Origin of the sequence: Rhizobium sp. BK650 (assembly GCF_014195325.1) — a bacterium.
Classification (GTDB): domain Bacteria; phylum Pseudomonadota; class Alphaproteobacteria; order Rhizobiales; family Rhizobiaceae; genus Rhizobium.
The window spans coordinates 378,159-394,078 of sequence record NZ_JACIBK010000004.1 but is presented as its reverse complement, the minus strand read 5'-3'; the positions used below and the strand labels follow the sequence as shown (position 1 = coordinate 394,078).

Below are 15,920 nucleotides of genomic sequence, written 5' to 3'. Positions count from 1 at the left end.
CCGATGCCTCAGGCGTCGCCCAGATAAGTCTTGATCGTCTCAATGAATTTCGGAACGGAGATCGGCTTGGAGACATAGGCCTCGCAGCCGCCCTGTCGGATCCGCTCCTCGTCGCCCTTCATAGCAAAGGCGGTGACGGCGATGACCGGTATCACATGCAGATCATCGTCTTCCTTCAGCCACTTGGTGACTTCGAGACCGGAAACTTCCGGCAGCTGAATATCCATAAGAATAAGATCGGGACGATGTTTGCGCGCAAGATCAAGCGCTTCCATGCCGTTGCGGGTCTGGATCGTTGTATAGCCCGAGGCCTCGATGAGGTCGCGAAAGAGCTTCATGTTGAGCTCGTTATCTTCTACTATCATCACCTGTTTGGGCATGACAAGTTGTCCCTACGTCCGTTCTTGAAGCCAGATGTCCCATGATAAAGGCATCAGCTGACAAATGGCTTCATGAAACCGATAGTGCAAGCTACCGGTATTTGGTTGAAAAAAAGGTAACTTGACCGCCGCAATGCAAAGTAACTTCAAGCCTTCCAAACAACTTACAGCGGCAGTCGATCCGCAAGAAACGGCCATCGCCGTCCTCGGCTGGCTGGCGAACGATCCGGATCTCTTCGGTCGCTTCCTGGCACTGACCGGCGTCGAGCCGAGGCAAGTGCGTAATGCCATCAACGATCCCGGCTTTCTTGCCGGCATGCTGGATTTCCTCATGAACCATGAGCCGACGGCGATCGGCTTCTGTGAGGCGACAGGCACGACGCCGGAAGCGCTGACGGCGGCATGGCGCCACTTCTCGCCACCCGGCCTCGATTCCGGAGAATATTGATGGTGAGCGGCAACGCCAAACTCGACATCTCGCATATTCGCCTTAGCGACAGGCCGCTCCTCGTCTGCGATGTCGATGATGTGGTTCTGCAATTCATCGATCCCTTTCAACTATACCTCAAGAGCCTTGGCCATGAATTCCTGCCGCGCTCCTTCCGCCTTCACGGCAACGTCGTCTCGCTCGCCGACGGGCTTGAGCTCGAGGATCAACACGTCAGCCAACTGATCCTGGAATTCTTCGAAGCCCAGGAAAGCTGGCAGACGCCTATCGACCCGGTCGTTTCGACGCTCGAACGCCTGTCCAAGAGTGCCGATATCCTGTTTCTCACGGCGATGCCGCCGCAATTTTCCGCTCATCGCCGCCGCCTTCTCGACAGTGTCGGTCTCACCTTTCCGCTGCTTGCCAGCGAACAGCCGAAGGGGCCGATCGTGCAGGCACTGCATGGCGGTCGCGATCTTCCGGTCATCTTTATCGATGATATGGCGCGCAACCTGCATTCGGTGAAGGAGCATGTTGCAGAATGCCTGCTCATCCATCTGATGCCGAATTCGCCCGTTCACCGCTTCGCACCTTCTGCCGCCGAGGATATTGCGCGGGCGCGAGATTGGATGCACGCGGCCGAACTGATCAACCAGCATCTTGCGACAGACACTGTTAAGCGTGTAAATCCAGCCGCATAAGCGGCCGGCCATCTTTGCGCCGCGCGATCATTTCAAACCCTGCCGTATCGAATATTGCCGTCGAGCCGATGCATAGCGTGACGGATTTCGACTGCTTCACATGATCTATCGGACAGGCCTCCAATAGCCTTGCGCCCTGGCTGCGAGCGTAATCGATCGCGCCGCCAAGCAGTTTGCGGCTCAGGCCCTTTCCGCGCAGCTTAGGCAACAAGAAGAAGCAGCTGACTGCCCAGATCGAGGGATCATGCGCATCGCTCTCCTCCAATGGCCGCGAGACCGTTCGGGGCGAATTGAATTGCGGCACGTCGTGGCGCGGTCCTATCTGTACCCACGCCACAGGCTCGCCTTCGACATAATAGAGAATGCCCGGCGGCGGTCCCGCCGCAATACGGCTCTGCATATGGGCCTTGCGTTCCGAAGGCTGCATCTTCGTGCGCACAGCATGCGGAAGGCGTAGTGCCACGCACCAGCAATTATAGAAGGCGCCCTGCGGACCGAACAGCTTTTCGAAGTCGCCCCAGCGCTCGGTGGTGACAGGTTCGAAGCGGAGATCGATATCCACGGCCAAGCGTTCCTCCCTCTCTTGAGACTCAAAAGCTTAGGGCGTAATGTTGCGATGTTCAACCTTTGTTCCTGCCATGGCGCCTGCATCTGACAAGACACCCGGCTTCTGTCGCGACTGCCTTGCCGAGCAGAAGGGAGAGGTGCGCCGCTGCCATGCCTGCGGCAGCCCGCGACTGGTGCGTCACAAAGAGCTCCATCAGCTGACGCTTGCACATATCGATTGCGACGCGTTCTATGCTGCCGTGGAGAAACGCGACAATCCCGAGCTTGCCGACAAGCCGGTAATTATCGGCGGCGGAAAACGTGGTGTCGTCTCGACCGCCTGCTACATCGCCCGCATTCACGGCGTTCGCTCGGCCATGCCGATGTTCAAAGCGCTGGAAGCCTGTCCCCAGGCGGTCGTCATTCGCCCCGATATGGAGAAGTATGTCGCAGTCGGCCGGCAGGTGCGCGCGCTGATGCAGGAACTGACGCCGCTGGTGCAGCCGCTCTCCATTGACGAGGCTTTTCTCGAACTCGGCGGCACCGAAAGGTTGCATCACGATTCGCCGGCCAGAACGCTGGCGAAATTTGCCCGCCGCGTCGAGAAGGAGATTGGCATTACCGTTTCGGTCGGGCTTTCCTATTGCAAGTTCCTCGCCAAGGTCGCTTCCGATCTGCAGAAGCCGCGCGGCTTTTCCGTCATCGGACGTGAGGAGGCAGTAGAGTTCCTGGCGCCGCGACCGGTGACGACTATCTGGGGTGTCGGCAAGGCCTTTGCGGCAACGCTCGAGGCCGATGGTATCCGCACGATCGGTCAGCTGCAGGGAATGGAGGAGAACGATCTGATGCGCCGCTACGGCAGCATCGGCCAACGGCTTTCCCGCCTGTCGCGCGGCATCGACGATCGCGAGGTGCATATCAATGACGCCGCCAAGAGTGTGTCCGCCGAAACGACCTTTTTCGACGATATTGCCCGTTACGACGACCTGGTGCCGATCCTGCGCAATCTCTCGGAAAAAGTCTCCTGGAGGCTGAAGAAAAACGGCATTGCCGGGCAGACGGTCGTGCTGAAGATGAAGACGGCCGATTTCAAATCACGTACCCGCAACCGCCGCCTGGAAGATCCGACACAACTTGCCGACAAGATCTTCCGAACGGGTATCGAGCTTCTGGAAAAGGAGACGGACGGCACGAAATTCCGGCTGATCGGCATCGGCGTGACCGATCTCGGCGATGCCAGCCGCGCCGATCCGCCCGATCTTATCGACCATCAATCCGGCCGGCGCGCAGCAGCAGAGGCCGCCATGGACAAACTGCGCGACAAGTTCGGCAAAGGCACGGTCGAAACGGGCTATACGTTCGGCGGCAAAGGCAACCGGTAAGCTCTCTTTGCTCGAGGCCGGCACAGTTTCCGCTTCCGGTAACGTGGCATCGCAATTCTTTACCGCGTGATCATAGCCAGGCTCCAATATTCCACAATCTCGTGATCGATGGGCGAGCGCCTATTCAAGCCTTCGTTAAACTTCGCGTGCTTAACTCCAGGCGTTTTGTGCATGTGGTGTATTGCGTCATGTCTGTACAGGTAAGCGTCCTTATCGGGTTGCTGTCGGCAACCGCTCTCGTTCATCCGGCTTTTGCCACCGATGCGCGCACACTGCAGATATTCGTGTCCAAGGATAAACAGTCGCTCGCCGTCTACGACGGTGCGGAGGTCGTCGCGACCTCCAAGATCTCGAGCGGCAAGGACGGGCATACAACGCCGAGCGGCATCTTCTCCGTTATCGAGAAGCAGAAGTACCACGAATCCAACATTTATTCGAACGCGCCGATGCCCTTCATGCAGCGGCTGACATGGTCCGGCATCGCGCTGCACGAGTCCAATTCCGTGCCGCGTTATCCAGCCTCGCATGGCTGCGTGCGCATGCCCGGCGCCTTTGCGCAATCGCTCTACAAGATGACCGAGATGGGTGTGCCCGTCATCATCACCGACAGCGAACTGACGCCCGAGCCAATCGATCATCCGACACTTTTCCACCCGGATCGGCCAGAGCCGGCGCCGCTGCTTTCGGACGTGGAGCTTCGTCCGGCCATCGGCGATGCGAAGACACAGGTGCAGGTTGCGATGAACGAGACCACGGCTTCCCTGCCGCTGATCCAGCTGCAGGCGCCGGCTGCGGAAACCTCGCCGATCAGCATGCTGATCACACGCCGCACGCTGCGTGAGAACGTCATCGATATCCAGACCCTGCTGAACCGGCTCGGCTTTACCGCTGGCGAGCCGGACGGGCTGGCCGGCCCTTCGACCGTTCAGGCCATCAATGCTTTCAAGGCGCTCAGGCCGAAGGAATTCGCCCGAGACAGGGGGCTGATAACGGACACGCTCCTGAGGGAGGTTTACGCAGCGGCCGGCAAAGGCGAGCCACCGAACGGCCTCATCATGGTGCGGCAGGATTTCAAGCCGCTTTTCGAGGCGCCCGTCACGATCGCCGATCCGAGCCTCGCGCTCGGTACGCATTTCTTCTCCCTGCATGCCGTCGATGAGACGGCGGGCACGGCGGACTGGCTGGGCGTGACGCTGGAAAACAACCTGTCCCGCGAGATGGTAAAGCGGCTCGGCATCACCAATCAGGAAAGCTCGATCATCAGCGGTCGGCCGATCGCCAAGGCGCTCAGCCGCATCTCGATTCCGGACGAAACCCGTCACCGGATCGACGCGCTCATCTCGCCCGGCTCGACGTTGACGATCTCTGATACGGGCCTTAGTCCCGAGACCACCGAAGGTACCGAATTCATCACCATAACACGCGAGAGCTGAGGCCTAGCAAGGCTTCTCGCTGGCGCGCCCCTCGAAGCTTCGGCCGGCGGCGATGATTCTCGTCTGATACATCTCCGTCCGGACATGAGCGCCTCGATAGTTTCATGCAGTGTGCAGCCGCTGGGCTGGTCCTCCTTCGAAACCAGCCTCGCACTGATCGTGATCGGCATAGATGCCGACTACAAGCCAGCCAATAAGCCAAGGCAACCGGCGCACGGCCGGTCGCCCCTTCCCATTAGACGAGTTCGACGTCGACCACACCAGGGGCAGCCCGCAAGGCCGCGGCAATCTCCGGCGTGATGCGGTACTTGTCCTGCAACACTACCTCGACTTCGCGTTTGCCCTCTTCCTTGATGACGATGAAGGAAACGAGGCCATCGCCCTTGGCGTTCAGATGCGCCGCGACGGCGCGCAGAGGTCCCGAATCGCGGACATAGACGCGCAGCGCCTTCTGCATCTGCAGCGACTTTTCTTCAAGCGACTGGATGGTCTGCAGACGCAGGCTGACACCTTCCGGCCGCTCTTCGCCGACAGCCGTGATGACGAAGGATTTTCCGGGCTCCAGCACATCCCGATACTGATTCAGCATCTCCGAGAAGAGCACGGCTTCGAACTGGCCCGAGGAATCCGAGAAGACGATGATGCCCATCTTGTTGCCGGTGCGCGTCTTGCGCTCCTGCTTGGAAATCACCGTTCCTGCCAAACGCCCATTGGCGGCACCCTGCTTTACGGCCGTGGAGAAGTCCGCGAAAGTCTGTACGCGCATCTTCTGCAGGATGTTGTTGTAGCTGTCGAGCGGGTGGGCCGTCAGGTAGAAGCCCAGCACCTGGAATTCCTTGAGCAGGCGCTCGGAGGCAAGCCATGGGGAGAACGGCGGCAGGGCGATCTTTTCCGGGCCTGAGGACAGCGCCCCGCCAAAAATATCCGACTGGCCGCTCAGCTTGTTTTCCTGGGCGCGCTGCGCATAGCCAAGTACGCGGTCGAGGCCTGCCGAAAGCTGGGCCCGGTCGAGATTGAAGCAATCGAAGGCGCCGGCATAGATCAGGCTTTCCAATACACGGCGGTTGACTTGACGCGGATCGATCCGCAGGCAGAAATCCTCGATGCTGGCAAAAGGCTTGTCGCCACGCATTTCGACGATGTGGTCGACAGCGGACTCACCAACGCCCTTAAGGGCTGCAAGCGCATAATAGATGCGGTTATCGCCAGTCTCGAAATGGCGGAAAGAGGTCTGGACGGAGGGGGCGACCACCTCGATGCCAAGACGCTTGGCATCCTGGCGGAAGTCGTTGACCTTTTCCGTGTTCGACATATCGAGCGTCATCGAGGCGGCCAGGAATTCGACCGGGTAATGCGCCTTCATATAAGCCGTCTGGTAGGAGACGATGGCGTAGGCTGCCGCATGGGACTTGTTGAAGCCGTAGTTCGCGAACTTTGCCAAGAGTTCGAAAATGTTGTCGGCCTGCGGCTTCGAGACTCCGTTCTTGACCGCACCGTCGACGAAGCGTTCGCGCTGCTGGTCCATTTCGGCCTTGATCTTCTTACCCATGGCGCGGCGCAGAAGATCGGCTTCGCCGAGCGAATAGCCGGACAGGACCTGGGCGATCTGCATCACCTGTTCCTGGTAAACGATAACGCCCTGGGTTTCCTTAAGCAGATGGTCGATCATCGGATGGATCGATTCCAGCTCTTCGTCACCATGCTTGCGGGCATTGTAGGTCGGGATGTTCTCCATCGGGCCTGGACGATACAGCGCCACGAGCGCGATGATGTCCTCGATACAGTCCGGCCTCATGCCAATCAGCGCCTTGCGCATGCCGGCACTTTCAACCTGGAACACGCCGACAGTTTCGCCACGCGAGAGCATCTCGTAGGTCTTCTTGTCGTCGAGCGGGATCTTGGCAAGATCCACCTCGATCCCGCGCTTCTTGCAGAAATCGACGGCGACCTTGAGCACGGTCAACGTCTTCAGGCCGAGGAAGTCGAACTTCACGAGGCCGGCCTGCTCCACCCACTTCATGTTGAACTGCGTGACCGGCATATCGGATCGCGGATCACGATACATCGGCACAAGCTTCGACAGTGGACGGTCGCCGATCACGATACCGGCGGCGTGGGTCGAGGCGTGGCGGTAAAGGCCTTCAATCTTCTGAGCGATATCGAGCAGGCGCGCGACGACCGGCTCCTTTGCCGCCTCTTCCTGCAGCTTCGGCTCTTCCTCGATCGCCTTGGAAAGCGGCGTCGGGTTTGCCGGGTTGTTCGGCACCAGCTTGCAGATCTTGTCGACCTGGCCGTAGGGCATTTCCAGCACGCGGCCGACGTCTCGCAAAGCGGCGCGCGCCTGCAGCGAACCGAAGGTGATGATCTGCGCCACCTGCTCACGCCCGTACTTGCGCTGCACATAGCGGATCACCTCTTCGCGGCGGTCCTGGCAGAAGTCGATATCGAAGTCCGGCATCGAGACGCGTTCCGGATTGAGGAAGCGTTCGAAGAGCAGCGAAAAGCGCAGCGGATCGACGTCGGTGATCGTCAGAGCATAGGCAACCAGCGAGCCTGCACCCGAACCGCGCCCCGGTCCGACAGGGATATCATGCTGCTTGGCCCATTTGATGAAGTCGGCCACGATCAGGAAGTAGCCGGGGAACTTCATACGCTCGATGACGCTAAGCTCGAATTCCAGCCGCTCGCGGTAATCCTTCTCCTCGTACCCAGCCGACATGCCGAGCGTGGCCAGACGCATATCGAGCCCCTCCTGCGCCTGACGGCGGAGTTCGAGCGCCTCAGCGCGTTCGGCCTCTTCGGGATCGGTCGTGGCGCCGGTGAAGCGCGGCAGAATCGGCTTGCGGGTCTTCAGCACGAAGGAGCAGCGCCGCGCGATCTCGACGGTATTTTCGAGCGCCTCAGGCAGATCGGCGAAGAGCTTTTCCATTTCGGCGCGGCTCTTCAGGTAGTGATCCGGAGAGAGACGGAAACGGCTGTCGTCGGAAACAATGGCGTTATGGGCAACCGCCATCAGCGCGTCGTGGGCATCATAATCGTCACGCGTCGGGAAGAAGGCCTCGTTGGTCGCGACCAGCGGCAGGTCGTGCTTATAGGCGAGGCCGACAATCTTCTGCTCGTGCCGCTTGTCGTAAGTCCCGTGCCGCTGCAGCTCGACATAGAGCCGGTCTCCGAAGATGCGCTTCAGCGTCAGCAGACGTGTCTCAGCCTGGGCGGTATGGCCGTCCTTCAGCGGCATGTCGATCGGCCCGGTCGAGGCACCCGTCAGAGCGATCAAACCTTCCGTGCCGATCTCATCCAACCAGGAGGAGCGGATATGGACGGTCGAGTTACCCTCGCCGCCGAGGTAGGCGCGGCTGACGAGATCGACCAGCCGCTCGTAGCCCGCATCCGTCGCGGACAGAAGCACGATGGACGGCAGCTTGACCAGCGCCTGCTGGCCTCCCCGTTTTTCGGTTTCAAGGCCGTCTTCCATGTCGATCGACACCTGGCAACCGATGATCGGCTGCAGGCCTTCGTCCATCGCTTTCTGGGAAAATTCCAGAGCGACGAAAAGATTGTTGGTATCGGTAATGGCGATCGCCGGCTGGCTATCGCCAGCTGCCTTGTAGAGGATCTTTTTGAGAGGCAGCGCGCCTTCGAGCAGCGAATAGGCGGAATGAACCCTTAGATGAACGAAGCCCGGCTTTCCGCCGATCGCACCCTGTTCCGCATCCGCCATGATATGCCTTTCCAACCGTCTCAATGAAGAGCGCGCATTGTCGGCATTGAAGGCGATTCTGTCCAGAAAAAGTCCCGCTTCGGGACCGCATGGCTGCCATGCGATCCCCTGAATTCTTACATTGCCATGACGATCAGCGAGAAGCTGGCAACGAACATTGCGATGGAGGTGAATGCTGCGATATCACGGATCATGTCAGTCATTTGGCTCTCCTTTGCTCTTATGTTTTTAATTTGTTCCATGTATGTTCTGTTGTCAACAGGTTTACCCCCCGCTTCTGCGGGACATGGTTAACATCGGAGCGGAGGGACTATGGACGTTTTGGAACTCAACAACTTCATTGTCGAAGCCAAATCGCAAAGCTATGTCGCCGGCGCCAAGGCGCAGCCATCCTACCGGATCGGTGCCCACGACATCAGCTACAGGCGCGGCATCTGGCGCTATCTCGACAGCTATTTCGGCGGCACGGACTTTGCCGGCCAGGAAGTGGTGTGGCTGGAGGAAAAGCCGGTCTGGGCGATGAACTATTTCGGGCACATCATGGAGCCCGCGATCATCGACGGGACTGTTGCCGGCACCATCATCACCGCCGCGCTTTCACAGCTCTACAAGCAAGGCCGCTTCCTCGGCGGCATGATCTTCGATCATTCGCTCGGGCGCTATGTCGATACAAGCGAAGGCGATTGCACGCATTTTCGCGGTCACGAATTCATCGAGGTGGCTGGACGAAAAGCCTATGAGCTCGACTATCGCGGCGGGCTGATCATCCCGTGATAATCAGAAATCCACCACCTTGCCGTCGGAAATCGTCACGCGCCGGTCCATACGTCCGGCGAGCTCATGGTTGTGCGTGGCGATCAGCGCAGCAAGACCGGACTGCCGCACCAGCGCTTCCAAAGCGTCGAAGACGTAGCTTGCGGTTTCCGGGTCGAGGTTGCCGGTCGGCTCGTCGGCCAGAAGCAGGCTCGGCGCATTGGCGACGGCGCGCGCAATCGCCACACGCTGCTGCTCGCCGCCGGAAAGCTCTCCTGGGCGATGCATGCCGCGATGGCCGATGCGCATGTAATCCAGAAGCATCTTTGCCCGCTCGCCCGCCTCTTTCCAGGAGAGGCCGGCGATGAGCTGTGGCATCATGATGTTTTCCTGTGCCGAGAATTCCGGCAGCAGGTGATGAAACTGATAGACGAAACCGATTTCGCTGCGGCGGATCGCCGTGCGCTTGTCGTCAGAGAGGCCGTCACAGGGGCGACCATTGACCGTTACCTCGCCACCGTCAGGATGCTCCAGTAGCCCAGCGACATGCAACAGCGTCGACTTGCCGGTGCCTGATGGCGCAACCAGCGCCACCATCTCGCCGCTCGTCAGGGAGAAATCCGCCCCCTTGAGGATGGTCAGCAGCGTTTCGCCCTGCCCGTAATGGCGCTCGACGCCCGAAAGCTTGAGAACGACGTTGCGTTTCATGAATGCGGCATTCCTTGGATTTGGCCTTGGATCATGCATGACCTTGGATCGAAGCCCTATTCGTAACGGAGGGCCTGGACGGGGTCGAGGCGGGAGGCGCGCCAGGCCGGGAAGATCGTGGCGATGAAGGAGAGCGTCAGCGCCATCACCACGACGGACACCGTTTCGCTGATATCCATTTCCGCCGGCAGCTGGCTCAGGAAGTAAAGCTGCGGGTCGAAAAGCACCGTGCCCGATACCCAGGAGAAGAACTGCCGGATCGACTCGATGTTGATGCAGACGAGCACACCGAGCAGCACGCCGGCGATCGTACCAACAATGCCGATTGCGGCTCCAGTCATGAAGAAGATGCGCATGATGGCGCCCGAACTTGCGCCCATGGTGCGCAGGATCGCAATATCGCTGCCCTTGTCCTTCACCAGCATGATGAGGCCAGAGATAATGTTGAGCGCGGCAACGAGCACGATCAGCGTCAGGATCATGAACATGACGTTACGCTCCACCTGGAGAGCGGAGAAGAAGGTCTGGTTGCGCTGGCGCCAGTCGGTAATAGCGACCTGCCGGCCAGCGGCCTCTTCGACCTTGGGCCGAAGATTATCGATGTCATCAGGGTTGTTCACAAAGAGCTCGATCGACTGTACCAGCCCGTCGGCATTGAAATAAAGCTGTGATTCCTCGAGCGGCATGTAGATGATCGAGGAGTCGTATTCCGACATGCCGATCTCGAAGAGGCCGGAGATCTTGTAGGACTTGATGCGCGGATTAACGCCCATCGGCGTCACGTCACCTTCCGGCGACGTCAGCGTGATCAGATCGCCGGCGCGCAATCCCAGCTGTTCGGCCATGCGCGTGCCGACGAGAACGCTGTCGCCAGCGGCAAAGCCGACCATATCGCCGGACTTGATGTTGTCGGAGACGGCCTTGAGCTTGCTCAGATCTTCGGCTCGGGTGCCACGCACCAGCGCGCCGGTGCTGCCGCCGGTCTGCGAGGAGGCCAGCACCTGGCCCTCCACCAATGGCAGCGCCATCTTAATGCCGGGCACCGCCTCGAATTTCTTCACGAGGTCGGCATAGTCGGTGAACGGACCATCGACCGGCTGGATGATCATGTGGCCGTTGATGCCGAGGATGCGCGAGACGAGCTCGGTGCGGAAGCCGTTCATGACGGCCATGACGATGATCAGCGTCGCAACGCCCAGCATGATGCCGACGAAGGAGAAGCCGGCAATGACAGAGATGAATGCCTCCTTGCGGCGAGCGCGCAGATAGCGCCACGCCACAAGGCGTTCAAAGGTGGAGAATGGCTTGCCAGCCGGACCCAAGCCGGATTTGGAACTCCGGTCCACTGCTGCCTCTGCCATTTCGCCTCCGTCTTTCTTAGGCCACGAACCTGTTGATCGCCGCTTCGATGGTCATCGTCTCGCGGGCGCCGGTCTTGCGGTCCTTCACTTCCACTTCGCCGTTCGCGACCGCACGCGGACCGGCAATAATCTGGTACGGCACGCCAATCAGGTCAGCGGTCGCAAACTTGGTGCCAGCACGATCGTCCGTGTCGTCATAGAGCACGTCCTTGCCTGCCTTGGTCAGCGCCGCATAGATCAGCTCGCAGGTGTCGTCGCACGCCTCGTCACCGGCCTTCATGTTGATGACCACGACATCGAAGGGTGCGACCGATTCCGGCCAGATGATTCCGTTCTCATCATGCGATGCTTCGATGATGGCGGGAACAAGGCGCGTTGGGCCGATACCGTAGGACCCCATGTGAACGAAGTGCTCTTTGCCATCCGGACCCTGCACCTTCGCGCCCATCGGCTCGGAATACTTCGTACCGAAGTAGAAAATATGACCGACTTCGATGCCACGCGCAGAAAGGCGCTCGGCTTCCGGAATGGCGTTGAAGGTCGCCTCGTCGTGCATTTCCGAAGTCGCGGCATAAAGCGACGTCCACTTGTCAAAGATCGACTTCAGACCGTCGACGCTGTCGAAATCCGTATTCTCGGCGGGGATATCGAAATTGACGAAATCCTTGTGGCAGAAAACCTCCGACTCGCCGGTATCAGCCAGGATAATGAATTCATGGCTGAGATTGCCGCCGATCGGGCCGGTATCGGCGCGCATCGGGATGGCGCGCAGGCCGAGACGATCGAAGGTGCGCAGGTAGGCGGTGAACATCTTGTTGTAGGAGTGCTCAGCGCCTTCGCGCGTCAGGTCAAAGGAATAGGCATCCTTCATCATGAATTCGCGCGAACGCATGGTGCCGAAGCGCGGACGGATCTCGTCGCGGAATTTCAGCTGGATGTGATAGAGATTGAGCGGCAGATTCTTGTAGGACTTCACGTACGAACGGAAAATATCCGTCACCATTTCCTCATTCGTCGGGCCATAAAGCATCGGACGATCCTGGCGGTCCTTGATGCGCAGCATCTCCTTGCCGTAGGCGTCGTAACGTCCGCTCTCCTGCCAGAGCTCAGCCGACTGCAGCGTCGGCATCAGAAGCTCGATTGCGCCCGCACGGTTCTGCTCTTCGCGGATGATGTTGTTGACCTTGTCCAGCACCTTCTTGCCGATCGGCAGCCAAGAATAGATACCCTGCGACTGCTGACGGATCATGCCGGCACGCAGCATCAGCCGATGGGAGACGATTTCCGCCTCCTTGGGATTTTCCTTGAGGATGGGCATAAAGAAGCGGGACAGACGCATGGCGGATTCCGGTACAGTTGAGACGCCGCTTACCCAAGCGGAATCGACGGTCTTTGTTAAAGATGGGAGCGTTCATAGCCGCTTCGCGGCAGGAAAGAAACCCGCGACCGACGCGAGCTGCCTCCCGCAGACGCATGTTAGCGCCCACAAATTCAGAAGGCGCGAAAAAGCGCGTATTTATAAGGGCTTGAAGGTAAATCTTGTCAACAGAAAAATTTTGCTCGAGTGTAGCAAAAATGCAAAAAAACCTAATGACAAAGCACAATCTTTGAGCTAGCTTTAGCTCACAAAACAGGCAAGAAGGTTAAATTCTTGCCGAATTCGCGGTCAAGTCTTGGGAGGATCAGATCTTAGGCGCGCTTGTCGCTGCCCCGGTAACGGTTAAGGATCACGCGATAATTAAAACAAGGCTTCTAGCCTTGTTTTTTTTTGCTTTTTCGACTTCTCGCATTCCCGAAAAATCAAGCTTAACTTGCGTTAAGTAAGACCACCTTCCGTTACGCAAGCTCATTGCCTCACTTGCATGACGTGCATATGACAGATTTTTCGCGGTTACATTTACATCTGCTCAAAGTTTGAGCAAAAGCCGCTTCTAAAGCCCGTCACGATCTTTCAGATTTGCCTGCCACACTTTAAGTTCTTGTTTCGCTTGTCGTTACCGCAATACCGCTGCACACTTTTGCGCGACATGCTTTAATAGAAGCTAGGCCCTATTTGTGGAAGTGCATCGAAGCCGAAGCCGAAATAGGTCGAGCCGATGTACCAGACACCGTAAATCGCTCCCGAGATAAGCGTCGTCAGCGAGAAGACGAAGAGCGGACGAAAACGTGTCGGCGCGCTCGGCACAGTGCCGAGTACGATATCATTATCCTCCGCCTGCGTGCGCAGGCCGATCGGCAAGACGGCGAAAAGCGTGATCCACCAGATGATGAAGTAGACTGCAAATCCCTGGAGGAGGGCCTGAAACATGATGGTTCCCGTCGGTATGGCGCGTCGGCGCTTCGCTTTGCGTGCTTATAAGCGGGAATGACGGGCAATTCAAAGGCTGCGAATAATTTAGGTCACTCTGCCGCAGCGCGTTCAGACCTGCTCCAGCTCAATCAGCGTGCCGAAGAAGTCTTTCGGATGGAGAAAAAGCACGGGCTTGCCATGAGCGCCGACCTTCGGATCACCATTGCCGAGCACCCTCGCCCCCGATGCCGCCAGCCTGTCGCGCTCTGCCAGGATATCATCGACCTCGTAACAGATGTGATGCATGCCGCCGGACGGGTTCTTTTCAAGGAAGGCCGCAATCGGTGAAGCTTCACCGAGCGGTTCCAGCAGCTCCACTTTGGTATTCGGCAGTTTCACAAAAACGACCGTCACACCATGTTCCGGCAGTGCCTGAGGCTCGGAGACCACAGCGCCCAACGTATCACGATAGCTTGCGGCGGCAGCAGCAAGATCCGGCACGGCGATAGCGATGTGGTTCACCCGGCCGAGCATCGGTCAGACCCTGGTGACGAAGACAGTAACGACAGGCTTCTTGCCCCAGGCATGATTGGCAGCCGCGCGCACAGCGCGGCGAACGGCCTCCTGTACCATGTCGATATCTTTGCGGCGGGCGCGTGGAATGCTTTCGATCGCGCCGATTGCGGCGTCGAACAAAGCATCTTCCATGTCCTCGCCCTCGTCATCATAGGCCGGCAGGCCGACTGCTACGAGATCAGGCTCGCCGACGATGTCATAGCGGCTGTCGAGCACGATGCTGGCCGCGACATGGCCGACATAGGCAAGCTTCTTGCGCTCGCCGATCCCCATCTCATCGAAGTCGCCGATCAGAGACCCATCCTTGTAGATGCGGCCATGCGGTGCCTCGTCGATCACCTCGACAGGGCCAGGCGCCAAACGCAGCACATCGCCGTTGCGCACTCGCGGTACGTTCTGGATGCCGGACTGTTCGGCCAGCTCCTTATGTGCCGTCAGGTGCGTCGCCTCGCCATGCACGGGCACGACGATCTTCGGCCGCGTCCACTCATACATCTTCTGCAATTCGTTGCGGCGCGGATGGCCGGAGACATGCACCAGCGCCTCTGTATCGGTGATGATATGGACGCCCTGCTCGATGAGGCCGTTCTTGATGTCCTGGATCGCCTTCTCGTTGCCGGGGATGGCGCGCGAGGAGAAGACGACGATGTCGCCGGCGGCAAACGCCACGTTGCGCATCTCGTCGCGGGAGAGTTTGGCAAGGGCAGCGCGCGGCTCTCCCTGACTTCCGGTGAGGATGACGACCACCTTATCACGCGGGATGAAGCCGTAATCCTCTTCAGAGATGAACGGCTTTATGCCCTCCATCAGGCCGACATCCTGAGCGACATCGCACACACGCTTGAGCGAGCTTCCCAGCAGCAGCACTTCGCGGCCCGCAGCTTCTGCGGCTTCGGCGACGGTGCGGATACGACCGACATTCGAGGAGAAGGTCGTGATCGCCACACGGCCCTCGGCATTCTCGATGATCTTGCGCAGGCTCTCAGAGACATCCTTCTCCGAGGGCGAAACACCGTCGCGCAACGCATTGGTGGAATCGCAGAGCAATGCCAGCACGCCTTCATCACCAAGCTGGCGAAAGCGCACTTCGTCCGTCAGCGGCCCAAGCGACGGCTCGTGATCGATCTTCCAGTCGCCGGTGTGGATGACATTGCCGAGCGGAGTGCGGATCATCAGCGACATCGGCTCAGGGATCGAGTGATTGACGGCGACGCCCTCGATGCTGAAGGGGCCGACATTGATCGTATCGCCAGCCTTGAAGATCGTCACCGGCACTTCGCCGATCGCGTCCTTTTCGAAATTGCGCTTGGCTTCCAGGAGGCCGGCCGTAAAGGGCGAGGCGTAAACCGGCACATTGAGGCCCGGCCAGAGGTCGGCGAGCGCGCCGTAGTGATCCTCATGGGCGTGGGTAATGATGATCGCCTTGAGGCTCTTGCGCTCATTGGCGAGGAAGCGAATGTCCGGCAGGACGAGATCCACGCCCGGCAGATCGGGCCCCGGAAAGGTGACACCGCAATCCACCATGATCCATTGGCGATGATCGGAAGGACCGAAACCGTACAGTGCGAGGTTCATACCAATCTCGCCGACGCCACCCAGAGGCAGAAATACCAGTTCGTCCTGTTTCGCCATAATGTTTGCT

15 protein-coding genes are annotated in these 15,920 nt (G+C 59.1%); 6 read left to right on the top strand and 9 right to left on the bottom strand.

Annotated elements, in window-relative coordinates; translation table 11 throughout:
• Nucleotides 1-8: 8 nt before the first annotated feature.
• A complete protein-coding gene (locus FHX15_RS13730) occupies nt 9-380 on the bottom strand; it encodes a response regulator (RefSeq protein WP_028754034.1) in 372 nt (123 codons plus the stop codon).
• Between the two features lie 133 nt (nt 381-513).
• Here FHX15_RS13730 and FHX15_RS13725 point away from each other — a divergent pair, with 133 nt between their 5' ends.
• The gene (locus FHX15_RS13725; protein WP_184397852.1) at nt 514-828 is read left to right on the top strand and encodes a DUF3572 domain-containing protein; all 315 of its coding nucleotides are present in this window, start codon (nt 514-516) and stop codon (nt 826-828) included.
• Nucleotides 828-1,508 carry a hypothetical protein gene (locus FHX15_RS13720; RefSeq protein ID WP_184397851.1) on the top strand — a complete coding sequence of 227 codons (681 nt, stop codon included), beginning with the start codon at nt 828-830 and terminating at the stop codon, nt 1,506-1,508. The genes FHX15_RS13725 and FHX15_RS13720 overlap by 1 nt, the downstream gene beginning before the upstream one ends.
• Here the strand turns inward: FHX15_RS13720 and FHX15_RS13715 are convergent.
• Nucleotides 1,483-2,070, bottom strand: a complete 588-nt coding sequence (locus tag FHX15_RS13715; RefSeq protein ID WP_184397849.1) for a GNAT family N-acetyltransferase — start codon at nt 2,068-2,070, stop codon at nt 1,483-1,485. The genes FHX15_RS13720 and FHX15_RS13715 overlap by 26 nt on opposite strands.
• A 76-nt stretch (nt 2,071-2,146) precedes the next feature.
• Between FHX15_RS13715 and FHX15_RS13710 the strand changes: the two genes are divergently transcribed.
• Entirely contained in the window at nt 2,147-3,436 is a 1,290-nt protein-coding gene (locus FHX15_RS13710) for a DNA polymerase IV (protein WP_184397847.1), read from the top strand.
• A gap of 188 nt (nt 3,437-3,624) precedes the next feature.
• Nucleotides 3,625-4,869, top strand: a complete 1,245-nt coding sequence (locus tag FHX15_RS13705) for a L,D-transpeptidase family protein (RefSeq protein WP_184397845.1) — start codon at nt 3,625-3,627, stop codon at nt 4,867-4,869.
• A 235-nt stretch (nt 4,870-5,104) separates the two neighbouring features.
• Here the strand turns inward: FHX15_RS13705 and dnaE are convergent, their stop codons facing one another.
• A complete protein-coding gene (gene dnaE / locus FHX15_RS13700; RefSeq protein ID WP_184397843.1) occupies nt 5,105-8,590 on the bottom strand; it encodes a DNA polymerase III subunit alpha in 3,486 nt (1,161 codons plus the stop codon).
• A gap of 312 nt (nt 8,591-8,902) precedes the next feature.
• Between dnaE and FHX15_RS13695 the strand changes: the two genes are divergently transcribed.
• Nucleotides 8,903-9,364, top strand: coding sequence for a DUF5680 domain-containing protein (locus FHX15_RS13695; protein ID WP_184397841.1), 462 nt, complete (start codon nt 8,903-8,905; stop codon nt 9,362-9,364).
• A 3-nt stretch (nt 9,365-9,367) separates the two neighbouring features.
• Here the strand turns inward: FHX15_RS13695 and FHX15_RS13690 are convergent, their stop codons facing one another.
• From FHX15_RS13690 to proS, 3 genes are read right to left on the bottom strand one after another with little or no spacing between them, the layout of a single operon-like run.
• A complete protein-coding gene (locus FHX15_RS13690) occupies nt 9,368-10,051 on the bottom strand; it encodes an ABC transporter ATP-binding protein (RefSeq protein WP_184397839.1) in 684 nt (227 codons plus the stop codon).
• Nucleotides 10,052-10,107: 56 nt separating this feature from the next.
• The gene (locus FHX15_RS13685; RefSeq protein ID WP_184397838.1) at nt 10,108-11,412 is read right to left on the bottom strand and encodes a lipoprotein-releasing ABC transporter permease subunit; all 1,305 of its coding nucleotides are present in this window, start codon (nt 11,410-11,412) and stop codon (nt 10,108-10,110) included.
• Between the two features lie 16 nt (nt 11,413-11,428).
• On the bottom strand, nt 11,429-12,751 hold the full coding sequence (gene proS, locus FHX15_RS13680) for a proline--tRNA ligase (protein WP_184397837.1): 1,323 nt from the start codon (nt 12,749-12,751) through the stop codon (nt 11,429-11,431).
• On the opposite strand from proS, the gene FHX15_RS13675 reads away from it, so the two are divergent.
• Nucleotides 12,750-13,028: a hypothetical protein gene (locus FHX15_RS13675; protein ID WP_246778949.1), complete on the top strand. Its 279-nt coding sequence runs from the start codon at nt 12,750-12,752 to the stop codon at nt 13,026-13,028. The two genes, proS and FHX15_RS13675, sit on opposite strands and share 2 nt — an antisense overlap.
• A gap of 416 nt (nt 13,029-13,444) precedes the next feature.
• Here the strand turns inward: FHX15_RS13675 and FHX15_RS13670 are convergent, their stop codons facing one another.
• The 3 genes from FHX15_RS13670 to FHX15_RS13660 all read right to left on the bottom strand — a co-directional run bounded on the left by FHX15_RS13670 (nt 13,445) and on the right by FHX15_RS13660 (nt 15,910).
• Nucleotides 13,445-13,720 carry a DUF1467 family protein gene (locus FHX15_RS13670; RefSeq protein WP_184397836.1) on the bottom strand — a complete coding sequence of 92 codons (276 nt, stop codon included), beginning with the start codon at nt 13,718-13,720 and terminating at the stop codon, nt 13,445-13,447.
• Nucleotides 13,721-13,831: 111 nt separating this feature from the next.
• A complete protein-coding gene (gene mce, locus FHX15_RS13665; RefSeq protein WP_184397835.1) occupies nt 13,832-14,236 on the bottom strand; it encodes a methylmalonyl-CoA epimerase in 405 nt (134 codons plus the stop codon).
• Between the two features lie 3 nt (nt 14,237-14,239).
• A complete protein-coding gene (locus FHX15_RS13660; protein WP_184397834.1) occupies nt 14,240-15,910 on the bottom strand; it encodes a ribonuclease J in 1,671 nt (556 codons plus the stop codon).
• Nucleotides 15,911-15,920 lie beyond the last annotated feature (10 nt).